Here is a 287-nt window from a genome sequence, read left to right on the forward strand (position 1 = left end):
TAATCAGTTCGATCGGTATGGCGGCTTGCATCTGCTCGGCCGCGGTTATCGACAATGCACATGCGCAGTCTGCCGGAAGCATAACGCTGTCGACAGGATGGCTTCACATTGCGCCACAGGGCGACGCAACGCCACTGACCGTGGAAAGCATTGGCGGCGTAGCGGTGAATCAGCAGCTATCTGGTAGCGGAGCGCATGCCAGCTCGACGGATACGGTGGGAATTACCACCGAGTACTACGTCACGGACAACATTGGTGTCGCCATGCTTTTTGGACTACCGATGAAG

General features: G+C 56.8%; 1 pseudogene. It reads left to right on the forward strand.

The window, feature by feature from the left end:
* Window positions 1–17: 17 nt before the first annotated feature.
* Window positions 18–287, forward strand: a pseudogene (locus P0D80_RS51590) (OmpW family protein); the annotation flags it as partial.

The sequence above is a fragment of the Paraburkholderia sp. RL17-373-BIF-A genome (assembly GCF_046030175.1).
GTDB lineage: Bacteria > Pseudomonadota > Gammaproteobacteria > Burkholderiales > Burkholderiaceae > Paraburkholderia.